Source organism: Pseudomonas sp. S2_F03, from assembly GCF_054668335.1.
In genome coordinates this window covers 1116547-1129291 of record NZ_CP162759.1, presented here as the reverse complement: position 1 = coordinate 1129291, position 12745 = coordinate 1116547, and the positions used below count along the sequence as shown (strand labels likewise).

Here is a 12745-nt window from a genome sequence, read left to right as displayed (position 1 = left end):
TTCATGCGCTTTTGCGATCTGCTCGACGCCGTCCGCCGGCAACCGCTGGAGCTGTCTATTCCGGCCGGATGGGCGCAGGGGCGTGCCAGTTTCGGTGGCCTGGTGGCGGCGTTGCAATACGAAGCCATGCGCGCAAAGTCCCGGCAGACCGGCCGGTGCGTTCGCTGGCGATCACCTTTGTCGGCCCTGTTGAGCCTGAAGTGCCTGTCAGCTTTGAAGTCGATGTATTGCGCGAAGGTAAGGCTGTCAGCCAGGTGCTCGGCCGGGCGATGCAGAAGGGGGAAGTGGTGACGTTGATTCAGGGCAGCTTTGGTGCCTCGCGGCCTTCCGAAGTGGCGATCGCGGCAAAACCGGCACCCGACATGAAGCACTGGGACGAATGCCAGGAGTTGCCCTTCATTCCCGGCGTGATTCCAGAGTTCATGCAGCATCTGGCGATGCGCTGGGCGGTAGGTGGCATGCCGTTCACCGGCAACGACTCTCGCGAAATGGGCGGCTGGGTGCGTTTGCGTGGGGACGTGAAGGAGGAGGCTGTCACTGAGTCACATATTCTCGCGCTGGTGGATGCCTGGCCGCCGTCCTTGTTGCCTCATTTGAAAAAGCCGGCAATGGGCAGCACGCTGACCTGGACCATCGAATTCGTCCAGCCATTGCTGCCATTGAGCACGCTGGACTGGTGTAAATACCGGGTGGAAACCGAGCACGGCGCAGACGGCTACGGCCATGCGGCTGCAAAACTCTGGAGCGCGGACGGTCAGTTGATCGCCATGAGCCGGCAGACGGTCACGATTTTCGCCTGATCAGTGCCGACGGTGGCGCTCACGCCAGGCGCGCCACCAGCCACCGCTCAGAAAAAACCGTGGGAACGTCAGGAACTGCTCGACCAGCAAGCGTGACACCGCGTCTTTGCGATCACTGAACGGCTCGGAGGCTTGCGCCTCCAGACGGTGACCGTGACGTTGCAGGGCCAGGGCCGCGAACAGGCCGACCACACCGATGGCGATGTTTGCCAGGCTCAGGTTGAACACGCCGGAAACAATCAATAGAAACGCCACAATGAACAGCGGCACGGCAATCAGGTGCAGCACCAGGTTGGTCGGGTGCTGATGATTGTTGGGGTACGCTCGCCATTGCCAGGCGGGTAGGTTGGGGTGACGTTTGCCCATGTTGGAATTCCTCAATCCGTGTTGACCATATGATTGAAGAATAGGCGGGGGGAGGACGGTCGGCGAATCGAGGTTGGCTATAGGGTTAATAGGTGGGCATGGCCAGGTTTGATGTGCCCCGGCTGACGCTATCGTCGGATCGCCGCCCGGACCAGGGCCCGCTCCCACTGTGTATGTGTGTTGTCACCTAACGAGTGGTCACTGAAATCACATGTGAGAGCGGGCGTGCCCGCGATGGGGCCCTTACAATTTGAGCTGTCCGATCGCCTTACTCAATTCCCCGGCCAACGCCGCCAGTTCATGACTGGTGGTGGCTGAGGTTATGGTCTGCTGCACGGTGTTCTCCGTCACATCCCGAATACTCACCACCGCCCGGTTCATCTCTTCCGCCACATGGCTCTGCTGTTCGGCTGCCACCGCAATCTGCGTGTTGCTTTCACGCATCTGCGCCACGGCGCCGGTGATCTCCGCCAGCGCGGCGCCGGCCTCTTGAGCCTGCTGCACGCAGTCGTCGGCCTTGAAGGAGCTTTCCTGCATGAAGTCCACCGCGTCCCGGGTCCCGGCCTGCAAGGCGGACACCATCAAGGTGATCTCGTCGGTGGAGGTCTGGACGCTTTTGGCCAGGTTGCGCACCTCATCGGCGACAACGGCAAAGCCCCGGCCCATTTCACCGGCCCGTGCCGCCTCGATGGCCGCATTCAGGGCCAGCAGGTTTGTTTGCTCGGCGATGCTGTGAATCACGCTGACCACACCGTTGATTTTCTGGCTGTCCTCGGCCAGACGTTGAATCATCTCGGCCGTCTGCTGCACGCCGCTGGACAGCCCGGCAATCGACTTCTGTACCCTGATGACCACTTCCTGCCCGCTGCCGGCCAGGGTGTCGGCGGTTTGCGAGAGGTCGCGGGTCGCGCCGGCATGCTGGGCGATGTGGTGGACCGTCGCGGTCATTTCGTTGATCGCCGTGGCGGCCTGATCGGTTTCGCTTTGCTGGCCGAGCATGCCGTGGCGCACGTCGTTCATGCTTGAGGCCAGGCGTGCGGCGCCGATATCCAATTGCCGAGCCGTGCTGGCGACGGTGGTTACCACCCGTTGGTAACCGGCCTGCATCGCGTTGAAGGCATGCGCCATCTGCCCGACTTCGTCCTTGCTAGCCAGTGGCACACGGGCTGACAGGTCGCCGGTTTTCTCGACGTGAAGCATCACATCTTTCAGGGTGTTGAGCTGACTCAGCAGGAAGCGGATGAGCAGTTGCGACGCCCCCAGCATTGCCAGCATCAGGATAAAAACGGCGACTGCGTAGTGGGTGAATCGCTCGCTGAATACCTGGTTCAGGCTCGGGCCAAAAGCGAGCAGCGCCACTTGTTGGCCATCGGGACGAGCGAACACTTCGGCGCCCATCAACGGGTTATCACCGAACAGCGGCATTGAGTTGATCTCGACCCAGCCATGGCTATCCGTCAGTTCCAGCAGCGGCTGACCGTTCAGCAGCGGCGCCTGCCCGCGCCCGAAGGTCAACAGGTTGTCGGCCTTGGGCAGCGGTTGCTCGGATGGCCAGGCGCTGAGCAATCGCACTTGCGCCTGAGCGCTCGCCTGAGCGGCATGACTGCGCGCCTGTTGTTCGAGCTGCACGGCGTACAGCACCAGCAACAGGGTCGTGAAGAAGGCAACCGCGTTGACCGCCCAAAATTTGTATTTCAGCGAGATGTTGCTAAGCCAGGCACCCATGGAGGTCTTCTCTGATAGCGGAAACAGCATTGGCAAGGTGCCAGCATTGTGTCGCTATCGAGGGGTTCTGCATTTGATATGGATCAACAACCCTCACCGTCCCCTGTAGGAGTGGTGGTTACTGGGCGATGGTGGGCAGACCGAAGAATGCTCGTGCACAGGCGGTGCTGTGGGCGGCGAGATCTTCTTCGCTTTCCCCGCGATGCAACGCCACTTCCCGTAAAACTTCAGTCAAATACGCCGGTTCATTACGTCCATTTTTTGGCTTGGGCCGCAGGCTGCGTGGCAGCAGATACGGAGCATCGCTCTCCAGCATCAAGCGTCCGCGCTTGATCTCCTTCACCAACGGATGCAGGTGCGTGCCGCGGCGTTCATCGCAGATCCAGCCGGTGATGCCGATGTGCAAATCCAGATCGAGGTAGCTGAACAAGGCTTTCTTTTCGCCGGTGAAGCAATGCACCACGGCGGCCGGCAATTGGTCACGGTAATCACGCAGGATTTCCAGCAGTCGCTGACTGGCGTCGCGCTCATGCAGGAACACCGGCAACTGCAACTCGACTGCCATCGCCAGGTGTTCTTCCAGGACTTTTTCCTGCTGTGGGCGGGGCGAGAAATCACGATTGAAATCCAGCCCGCATTCACCCACGGCCACCACGTTCGGCTCCTTGAGCAAACTGCGTAGACGCTGCGCGCTGTCAGCATTCCAGTCAGTCGCCGCATGGGGGTGAATGCCAGCAGTGGCGAACAGCCGTTGAGCTGTTTCGTCCAGTTGTTGGCACAGCTCCAGGGCTTGTTCACTGCCCTCGACATTGGTGCCGGTCAGTACCAATTGGCAGACCCCCGCGGCATACGCGCGGTCGAGTACGGCCTGGTGTTTGTCGGCAAAACTGGGGTTGGTCAGGTTGACGCCGATATCGATGAGTTGCATGGTGCTACCTCCGGACCAAAGGCCGGAAAGCATATCAGAGCTGTAGATTTATAAGAAAAGCCAAGAACTACAACGAGTTGAAGCTGTCTCTTGATGCCGCGAGACAGGTCAGGGTGGTCAAGGTGCCATCACTGTGCCAGTCTTTCGCACTTTGCCAGCGCTCATGGCGCTCTGTTTCTGTCGTTCGATTCCATGAAACTTGAGGAGTCGGCCCAGTATTCTTTCCGGAGAGTGGATGATACGTCCCTCGATATTGCTATTGCTGTGCTGTTCGTTGCTGCTGCCGATGCCGGCGGTTGCGCGTCTGGCCGGGCCGCTGCAAGCCGTGCCGGCGGCGCAGGTGCGCGACCTGGCAGAAATACGCAGCAGCCGCATATTGCGGGTGCTGGTCAACCAGAGCCGCAACAGCTCCGGCGAAGTCCAGGGCCAGGCCATCGGTGTCGAATACCACCGCTTGCGCGCCTTCGAGCAATACCTCAACGGCCATGCCCGTGACGGTCAGGAAGTCACCCTCAAGATCATCCCCAAAGCCAAGGATCAATTGCTCGGTGCCCTGCACGCGCGGAGAGGGGATCTGGTCGCTCCGGGGGAGTTGCTCGATTTACAGCCGGGCCACGCAGTCAGCAGCAGTGAGCCGATCGCCAGCAATATCCCGTTGGTGCTGGTGGGGATTAAAGGCGAGCGTCGCTACACCAAGGTCGAACAACTCTCCGGCAAAACCCTGGCGTTGCCCACGGGCAGTGCGGCCGGGGATGCGGTGAGCCAGATCAATTCCAAACTCGCACTGCACAAGCTGGCACCGATTACGATCGAGTGGGTCGATCCCAGTCTTGCCGTCGAAGATGTGCTGGAGATGGTTCAAGGCGGGATCTTTCACCTGACCATCGTCGAGCAACCGATTGCCGAGCGCTGGGGCAAGATCCTGCCCAAATTGCGCTTCGACAAACAGGTGCTGATCAGCGACCCGGGCGAAGAGTTCTGGTTTGTGCGCCGCGATGCGGCGATGCTGCGGGCGAGCATCGATCGGTTTTTGACGACGTACAAGAAGCCTTCAGACCAGGACGTGGCGTTTCTGCGGATCTATCGGCGTCTGTACCAAGTGCACTATCCACTGGCCAAGGCCGATCGCCAACGCCTGGAAAAACTGCGGCCGGTGCTGCAGAAACACGCCGATGCCCAAGGCATGGACTGGTTGAACCTGGCGGCGCTGGCGTTCAAGGAGTCAGCCTTGCAGCCCAATGCCCGCGGCAGTGGCGGTCCCACCGGCCTGATGCAAATCACCCCGTCCGCCGCGCAGCGGGTCGGGGTCAACAACATTCAGGAGCTCGACGCCAATGTCCAGGCCGGTGCCAAGTACCTGGCCATGATCCGTCGCAAGTTCTTCGCCAGCCCCAAACTCAACGAACGTGAGCGCATGGCGTTTGTACTGGCGGCCTACAACATTGGCCCGGAGCGGGTTCAGGGAATGCGCGCCGAAGCCCGGCGGCGTGGACTTAACCCTAATCAATGGTTTTTCCAGGTCGAGCGCATTGCCATGGAGCAGGTGGGAATGGGACCCGTCAGCTACGTTAATAGCGTCAACAAGTACTACTTGGCATTCGATCGTGAGAGGGAATCGCTGGAGCCGCAGGGGCAAAAAGTTGTTTCTCGTAAATGATCGACTACAGCTGATTGTTATGGTGCAATTATTGCGCTTTTAGCATTCGTTTTTATCGATTAATATGGCGCCCAACGAACACACACTGACAATGGATGACACAGCATGAGCTCACTGATCAACAAGGTACTGTTTACCCGCGCCGGTTTCGGCCTGACCGCCATACGGATCGTTGTCGGGATCATTTTTGCGGCTCATGGCGCACAGAAGCTCTTCGGCATGTTTGGTGGCTACGGCATCGCCGGCACCGCGCAATACATGGAAAGCGTGGGCCTTGCACCGGGTCATCTGATGGCGATTCTGGCCGGGGGGACGGAGTTCTTTGGCGGTCTGGCCCTGATTATCGGTCTGCTGACACGTCCTGCGGCACTGGGGCTGAGCATCCTCTCGCTGGTTGCGATTTTCTCCGTGCATATCCATAACGGCTTGTTCATGGCCAACAACGGCTATGAATTCGCCCTGGCCCTGCTCGGAGGCAGTATCGCGGTATTGATCGAAGGTGCCGGCAAGCTGTCGCTGGACGGTGCCATCACCGACTGACCGCTCTGGCTCAACTAAAAGGCTCGCACTGCGCGGGCCTTTTTTGTTGCTGCGTGATTCTTGACACTGCTGTGTCAGCTTCTCTAGGGATGCTGCTCATGCGCCGATTTAAACAGCTACTTGCGGGGCGCCAGGTGACTCATTCAGTTGCCGATAGAAGCTTGAAACAGGCTTCGAAATACCGCTAAAGCGCTTGAGTTCGGTGTTGCCTCTCACCTGCCATCGCAGACTTTTGAGGCAGAGACACGACTCGATGAACGCACTTAGCCCTGTTGTACGTCCCGCGCCGATCACGGCACATCTCACCCAGCGCAATCCAAAAATCCTGCTTGGCGGTCAACATCAGCCGACACTTCTGCGTTATCTCGATGGCTGGCCACGCCGTACCGGCGGCCCTGCGGCATTTCTGATCCAGTTTGTCGAAGACGGTGAATCGCTGGCTCGATTTTGCCAACGACAGCTTTGATCTGGCAGTGATTCAATCGCCGAGTCTTGAAGATGCCCCTGAAGTGATCAGGCAACTGACCCGCGTTGCCCGGCGAGGTTTGATTACCCGACGCTAAGGTTCAACAGGTACTCAATCGCCACGATATACACGCATTGCTCACCGGTAGGTGTCTGGACGCGAACTTCGGCGTCCAGCGCCTTGCCGATCAGCGCGCGAGCGAGCGGTGAGTCGATGCTGATCAGCCCCAGTTTCAGGTCTAGCTCGTCCGGGCCGACGATGCGGTAGCGCGACTCTTTGCCGTCCTCGTCTTCGATGGTGACCCAGGCGCCAAAATAGACTTTGTTCGGGTCGCTGGGTTTCTCGCTAACCACTTTGAGCGCTTCCAGCCGTTTGGTGAGGAAGCGCACACGGCTGTCTATTTCACGCAGCATTTTTTTGCCGTAGGTGTATTCCGCGTTCTCGGAGCGATCACCCTGAGCCGCGGCCTCGCTCACAGACTGCGTTACTTGCGGTCGCCGTACATGCCAAAGTTCGTGAAACTCGGCCCGCATCCGCGCTTCCCCTTCGGGGGTGATCAGCGCGGTGCCAGCGGTGCGGGGAGGGCGATAGCGGCTCATGACAACTTCTTGTGATGGAGAAGCCTTGAGTCTATCAACCCTCGCGCAACACTGTCAGTGGGCTGGCGTTCAAGGCCTCGACGCGTACCGAACACACCGGCGCCGCCAATCAGCACTGCGCCGATCAATGGCAGCACCAACAACCACGGATGCGGATGCCACGGCAGGTCGAAGGCATAGCGGTAGAGCACCAGGCTCACCAGTTCCGACCCCAGTGCTGCCAATAGCCCGCTGACTGCGCCGAGTAATCCGAACTCGATCCGTCGGGCTTTCCACCAGCAATTGCCGTTCGGCCCCCAGTGCTCGTAACAGGGCGCCTTGGCGAATGCGTTCATCGAGTGTTGCCTGCAAGCCGGAAAACAACACCGCCATCCCCGCTGCCAGTACAAACAGCAACACATATTCCACCGCCAGCGTGACTTGGGCGAGGATGCCGCGTAGCTGCTGCAGCAGGCTTCGACTTGCAGAATGGTGACCGCCGGGAAGCTGCGCGACAGGTCGACAATCTGCTGATCATGCCCGGCCGCCAGATAGAAACTGGTCAGGTAAGTCGCCGGCAAATCCTTCAGAGTGCCGGGCTGGAAGATCATGAAAAAGTTTGGCTGGAAGTTGTCCCAGTTGATGTCTCGCAGGCTGGTGACTTTCGCTTCACGGTTGACCCCGCCCACGGTAAACACCATGTGATCGCCGAGCTTGAGCTTTAGGCTTTCGGCGACTTTGCCAGTTTCAACAGAAACGCCAGGTACGTGCTTCGGGTGCCTGTTCGCTCCACCAGTTGCCCGCCGTCAGTTTGTTACCTGCCGGCAAGTCGGCCGCCCAGGTCAGGCTCAGGTCGCGCTGAATCGCTCGATCACCTGCCGAATCCTTGCTGACGATGTCTTGCACGGGCACGTCATTGATGCTGATCAGTCTCCCTGGCACCACGGGATAGAGCGGCGCGGACTGCGCCGACAGTTCGATCAGGCGATCAGTAAAGGCCTGTTTGTCCGCCGGCAGAATGTTCAGCGCAAAATAGTTCGGCGCATTTTTCGGCAGTTGATTTTGCCAGGTATCCAGCAGTTCGCCCCGCAGCAACGCGATCAGCGCCATGGACAGTAGAATCAGGCCGAAAGCCAAGGCTTGTCCCGCGGCCGCCAATGGATGACGCAGCAGTTGGCCGAGCCCCAGGCGCCAGGGTAGCGAAGCACGGGCCAGCAGCCGCCGTAGGCTTTTCAGCAGCAGCAGGAGCAAGCCGCCGAGCACCAGGGCGGCGATCACGCCACCGCCGAGCAGAGCGAAGGTCAGCACCAGGTCGAGGCTCAGGCGCCACATGATCAGGCCTAGGGCACCCAACGCAGCGCCATAAACCATCCAGGTGCTGGAGGGGATCGGCAGCATGTCCCGACGCAGCACCCGCAGCGGTGGCACGCGACCGAGTGCGGCGAGCGGCGGCAAGGCGAAACCGGCCAGCGCCACCAGCCCTGTACCGATCCCGGCGATGGCCGGCAGCAGACCTCCCGGTGGCACATCGGTCGGTAACAAGTCATGCAGCAGTGCAAACAGCCCAAGCTGTGCCAGCCAGCCCAGGAGAGCGCCACTGAGGCTGGCGAGCAGTCCCACGTATCGTCAACTGCAAACTGAACAGCACCATGGTTTCCCGGCGCGAGAGGCCCAGGCAGCGCAGCAAGGCACTGGCATCGAATCGGCGGGTAGCGAAGCGTGTTGCCGACAGTGCGACTGCCACGCCGGACAAAAGAACGGCCACCAGGCTCGCCATGTTGAGGTAGCGCTCGGCCTTGCCCAATGCGCCGCCAATCTGTCGGTTGCCGTCGCGGGCATCCTGCAGCCGCTGGTTGGCGGCCAATCCTGGCTTGATCAATTGACGATAGGTTTCCAGCGCCTCGGCTTTGCCGCGCCAGAGTTCGCGGTAGCTGACCCGGCTACCCGGTTGCACCACACCGGTGGCGGTTGGAGGTCGTCGAGGTTGATCAGCACGCGCATGGTGTCAGGCTGTAGAAGTTGCCCGCCCGGTCGGGTTCGTAGGTCAGCACCCGTGCCAGCTTCAGGGTTTTCAGGCCGACGTCGATGCTGTCGCCGATCTTCAGGTCCAGTGCTGTCAGCAAGCGTGCTTCGACCCAGGCTTCACCGGGTTTCGGTCCGCCACCGGGTTCTTCCGGGGCAAAGGGTGTCGGGGCGCTTTTCAGTTCGCCGCGCAGTGGGTAGACCGCGTCGGCCGCCTTGATGCTGGACAGTTGAATGCCATTGTCGGTGGCGATGACGCTGGAGAACTCCACCACTTGAGCGTGTTCGAGCCCCAATTCCAGGCCACTGTTGATCTGTTCGGGACGCGCCGGTGAACTGCCTTCGAGCAGCAGGTCGGCACCGAGAAACTCGGTGGCACGCAACATCATGGCGCCGTTCAGGCGGGCGCCGAAGTAACCGATGGCGGTGCTCGCCGCCACGGCCACCAGCAAGGCGAAGAACAACACCCGCAATTCACCGGCGCGGGCGTCGCGCAGCAGTTGGCGGATGGCAAGGCTGAACAGGCGCAACAGCGGCAGGCGTGCCATCAAGGCTCCAGAGGGGCGACCAGCAGGCCGGCTTCAAGGCGGATCAGACGCCGGCAGCGATGTGCCAGGCGTTCGTCGTGCGTCACCAGCACCAGCGTCGTGCCGCGTTCCTGATTGAGTTCGAACAACAGATCGCTGATGCGCTCGCCGGTGTGGCTGTCGAGGTTGCCGGTGGGTTCATCGGCAAACAGCACGTCGGGTTCGGCGGCAAACGCCCGGGCAATCGCCACACGTTGCTGTTCACCCCCGAGAGCTGGCGCGGCGAGTGCGTGAGGCGCTGGCCCAGGCCGACCCGTTGCAGCAATTCGGTGGCGCGCTCGCGGGCGTCTTTTCGGCCATCGAGTTCCAGCGGCAACATGACGTTTTCCAGCGCGTTGAGGCTGTCGAGCAACTGAAAGGACTGGAAAACAAAACCGATCATGCTCGGCCCGGATGCGTGCACGTTGATCCTCGTCGAGTGTGCTCAGCCCTTGCCCGGCCAGCGTGACTTCGCCGCTGCTGGGCAGGTCGAGGACCGGCCAGCAGGCCGAGGAGGGTGGATTTGCCGGAACCGGAGGGCGCCGACGATGGCCAGGCTGTCGCCCTTGTTCAGTTCCAGGCTGAGTTCGTGCAGGATAGTCAGTTCACCTTCCGCGCTGGGGACCACTTTGCTGAGGTTCTTCGCGGTGAGAATGCTTGCGCCCATGGAGAATCCGATGCGTGTGTGGTTTTTGAGTGCTGGCCTGGCCTTGATGTGCATGGCCCAGAACGCAGCGGCGGGTACTGTCCTGATCGTTGGCGATAGTATCAGCGCCGGTTTCGGGCTGGATACCCGGTTGGGGTGGGTCTCACTGCTTGAACAACGGCTCAAGCGCGAAGGTTTCGACGACAAAGTGATCAATGCGTCCATCAGCGGCGACACCAGTGCCGGAGGCCAGGCACGCCTGCCCGCGCTGCTTGCAGAGCATAAGCCTGAGTTGGTCATCCTTGAGTTGGGCGGCAATGACGGTCTGCGTGGATTGCTTCCGACGCAATTGCAACAAAACCTTGCGGCGATGATCGACAGCTCTCAGGACAGCGGTGCCAAGGTGTTGCTGTTGGGCATGCAATTGCCACCCAATTACGGCGTTCGATACACCGGAGGCCTTTGCCAAGGTCTACAGCAACCTGGCCAACGAAGAAAATCCGCTGGTGCCGTTTTTCTCGACGGTGTGGGCGGTCATCCAGACCTGATGCAGGCCGACGGCATACACCCGGCGGCCGGGGCTCCAGGACAAGTTGCTGGAAAATGTCTGGCCTACGCTAAAACCGCTGTTATGAGACTTTTCTAGAAGCAGGCTTTCGGCTAAGGTGGCGCCCCGATTTGGAGCCCCCGATGCCGCGTCCCGCCTGGTCACTTTTTGCCTACCAACTGATCGAGCCTGACGAACAGCTGGATCTGTTCGCCTGCCAGGAAGTGCGGGTGCATCTGGTGACGCGTCAGCTGGAACTGGGCGGCTCGGCGGACCGAACCTTGTGCGGCAGCCTGTTGCCGGCACAGCCACGCTGGTCGAGCGTCGACCGTCGTGTGTTTCAGGATCAGCGACTGTGCTCGCTGTGCCGAGCCATTCTGGAATCGCAAAAGCGCGGCACTTCGCCCATCTGGCCAGAGCTGCGATTCGAGCTCTAAGGCGTCAAGGATAGCTTGCTATCGACCAACTCCCGAATTTACGGGCGGCGGTGCACAATCGCGCTTTTACCCTAGTCGACCTGCGAAGGACTTTCCGGATGTTGCCGCGTTTTCCTGCCGTTACCCGCTGCCTGACTCTTGCTGCGTTGTTTGCGGCCGGTCCAGTTGCAGCATTGGAGTTTCCCCCTGCCACCGCCCGGTGAAGACATCATCGGTCAGGTGCAAGTGATCAAGGCCAAATACGAAGATACCTTCGCCGACCTTGGTACCGCCTACGACCTGGGTTACACGGAAATGGTCGCGGCCAACCCGGGAGTTGATGCATGGTTGCCTGGCGCCGGCACCGAAATCATTCTGCCAACACGTTTCATCCTGCCACCGGGACCGCGTGAAGGCATCGTGATCAACCTGGCCGAGTACCGCCTCTACTACTACCCGAAAGGCAAGAACGTGGTGTACACGTTCCCGTTGGGTATCGGTCGTGAGGGCTGGGGTTCGCCGATTGCCCACACCAGCATCACCGCGAAGACGCCGAACCCGACCTGGACGCCTCCAGCGTCGATCAAGGCCGAGCACGCCGCCGACGGCGATCCGCTGCCTAATGTGGTGCCGGCAGGCCCAGACAACCCTCTGGGGCCGTTCAAGTTCACTCTGGGTACACCGGGCTACCTGATCCACGGCTCTAACAAGAAGTTTGGCATCGGCATGCGTACCAGTCATGGCTGCTTCCGCATGTTCAACAACAACGTGCTGGAAATGGCTGGCATGGTGCCAGTCGGTACGTCGGTGCGGATCATCAACGACCCGTACAAGTTCGGTGTGAGTGCCGGCAAGGTTTATCTGGAAGCGCACACGCCACTGGATGACAAGGGCAACCCTTCGGTGGTCGACAAGCACACTGCGGTTATCAACGCGATGCTCAAGCGTGAAGACATCACTAACAACCTACGTATGAATTGGGATGTGGTGCGCGACGTGGTCGCCGCTGAAGATGGCCTGCCGGTGGAAATCGCTGTGCCGAACGGGGCTGCGCCAATGATGTCGAGTGCACCGCTCGATCCATTGCAGTAAGGCTTGAAAGAAACCCGCCGACGCAGGTTGCGTCGGCGGGTTTTTTATTGCCGGAAGAAAACACCCGGCAACAAAAAAGCCGACCCATAAAATGGGTCGGCTTGATAACAATCCCGAGGGATTATTACTTGCGGCTAGCTTTGTCCAGCATGCGCAGAGCACGCTCGTTAGCTTCGTCAGCAGTCTGTTGTGCTTTTTGAGCAGCAGCCAGAGCTTCATCAGCTTTACGGTAAGCTTCGTCTGCACGAGCTTGGGAGCGAGCTGCTGCGTCTTCAGTAGCGGTCAGACGTGCTTCTGTTTCTTTCGATGCGCTGCTGCAACCGGTAGCCAGAACTGCGGCCAGAGCCAGAGCAGAGAATTTCAGAACGTTGTTCATCGTGTTCCCCTTCAAGGACT

At 60.2% G+C, this 12745-nt stretch carries 11 protein-coding genes and 5 pseudogenes; 7 read left to right on the top strand and 9 right to left on the bottom strand.

What is annotated here, in order from left to right; translation table 11 throughout:
• The first annotated feature begins 3 nt into the window (after positions 1-3).
• Positions 4-800: pseudogene (locus AB4N76_RS05425) on the top strand (acyl-CoA thioesterase).
• Here the strand turns inward: AB4N76_RS05425 and AB4N76_RS05420 are convergent.
• The 3 genes from AB4N76_RS05420 to AB4N76_RS05410 all read right to left on the bottom strand — a co-directional run bounded on the left by AB4N76_RS05420 (position 801) and on the right by AB4N76_RS05410 (position 3819).
• On the bottom strand, positions 801-1166 hold the full coding sequence (locus AB4N76_RS05420; RefSeq protein ID WP_046031786.1) for a DUF962 domain-containing protein: 366 nt from the start codon (positions 1164-1166) through the stop codon (positions 801-803).
• Positions 1167-1409: 243 nt separating this feature from the next.
• Positions 1410-2891, bottom strand: a complete 1482-nt coding sequence (locus AB4N76_RS05415) for a methyl-accepting chemotaxis protein (RefSeq protein ID WP_460164244.1) — start codon at positions 2889-2891, stop codon at positions 1410-1412.
• Between the two features lie 118 nt (positions 2892-3009).
• Positions 3010-3819 carry a TatD family hydrolase gene (locus tag AB4N76_RS05410; protein ID WP_046031788.1) on the bottom strand — a complete coding sequence of 270 codons (810 nt, stop codon included), beginning with the start codon at positions 3817-3819 and terminating at the stop codon, positions 3010-3012.
• Between the two features lie 235 nt (positions 3820-4054).
• Between AB4N76_RS05410 and AB4N76_RS05405 the strand changes: the two genes are divergently transcribed.
• From AB4N76_RS05405 to AB4N76_RS05395, 3 genes and pseudogenes are all read left to right on the top strand, one after another.
• Positions 4055-5476 (top strand): MltF family protein, encoded by a 1422-nt coding sequence (locus tag AB4N76_RS05405; RefSeq protein ID WP_460164243.1) that lies wholly within the window; start codon positions 4055-4057, stop codon positions 5474-5476.
• Positions 5477-5581: 105 nt separating this feature from the next.
• On the top strand, positions 5582-6016 hold the full coding sequence (locus tag AB4N76_RS05400; RefSeq protein ID WP_046031790.1) for a DoxX family protein: 435 nt from the start codon (positions 5582-5584) through the stop codon (positions 6014-6016).
• Between the two features lie 253 nt (positions 6017-6269).
• Positions 6270-6579 (top strand): annotated as a pseudogene (locus AB4N76_RS05395) (class I SAM-dependent methyltransferase).
• Here AB4N76_RS05395 and greB read toward each other — a convergent pair.
• From greB to AB4N76_RS05370, 5 genes and pseudogenes are all read right to left on the bottom strand, one after another.
• On the bottom strand, positions 6566-7081 hold the full coding sequence (greB, locus tag AB4N76_RS05390) for a transcription elongation factor GreB (protein ID WP_460164242.1): 516 nt from the start codon (positions 7079-7081) through the stop codon (positions 6566-6568). The pseudogene AB4N76_RS05395 and the gene greB sit on opposite strands and share 14 nt — an antisense overlap.
• 34 nt (positions 7082-7115) lie before the next feature.
• Positions 7116-9630, bottom strand: a pseudogene (locus AB4N76_RS05385) (ABC transporter permease).
• Positions 9630-9860, bottom strand: coding sequence for a hypothetical protein (locus AB4N76_RS05380; protein ID WP_460164241.1), 231 nt, complete (start codon positions 9858-9860; stop codon positions 9630-9632). Before AB4N76_RS05380 ends, AB4N76_RS05385 begins: the two are co-directional and overlap by 1 nt.
• A pseudogene (locus AB4N76_RS05375) lies at positions 9861-10097 on the bottom strand (hypothetical protein); the annotation flags it as partial. It abuts the gene before it with no gap.
• The gene (locus AB4N76_RS05370; protein ID WP_460164240.1) at positions 10094-10315 is read right to left on the bottom strand and encodes a hypothetical protein; all 222 of its coding nucleotides are present in this window, start codon (positions 10313-10315) and stop codon (positions 10094-10096) included. The pseudogene AB4N76_RS05375 and the gene AB4N76_RS05370, both read right to left, overlap by 4 nt.
• Positions 10316-10325: 10 nt before the next feature.
• On the opposite strand from AB4N76_RS05370, the gene AB4N76_RS05365 reads away from it, so the two are divergent.
• From AB4N76_RS05365 to AB4N76_RS05355, 3 genes and pseudogenes are all read left to right on the top strand, one after another.
• Positions 10326-10940 (top strand): arylesterase, encoded by a 615-nt coding sequence (locus tag AB4N76_RS05365; protein ID WP_460164239.1) that lies wholly within the window; start codon positions 10326-10328, stop codon positions 10938-10940.
• Between the two features lie 44 nt (positions 10941-10984).
• On the top strand, positions 10985-11278 hold the full coding sequence (locus AB4N76_RS05360) for a hypothetical protein (RefSeq protein ID WP_003226812.1): 294 nt from the start codon (positions 10985-10987) through the stop codon (positions 11276-11278).
• Between the two features lie 98 nt (positions 11279-11376).
• A pseudogene (locus AB4N76_RS05355) lies at positions 11377-12349 on the top strand (L,D-transpeptidase family protein).
• Positions 12350-12473: 124 nt separating this feature from the next.
• Here AB4N76_RS05355 and oprI read toward each other — a convergent pair.
• Positions 12474-12725: an outer membrane lipoprotei OprI gene (oprI, locus tag AB4N76_RS05350; RefSeq protein WP_003199355.1), complete on the bottom strand. Its 252-nt coding sequence runs from the start codon at positions 12723-12725 to the stop codon at positions 12474-12476.
• Positions 12726-12745: the final 20 nt, after the last annotated feature.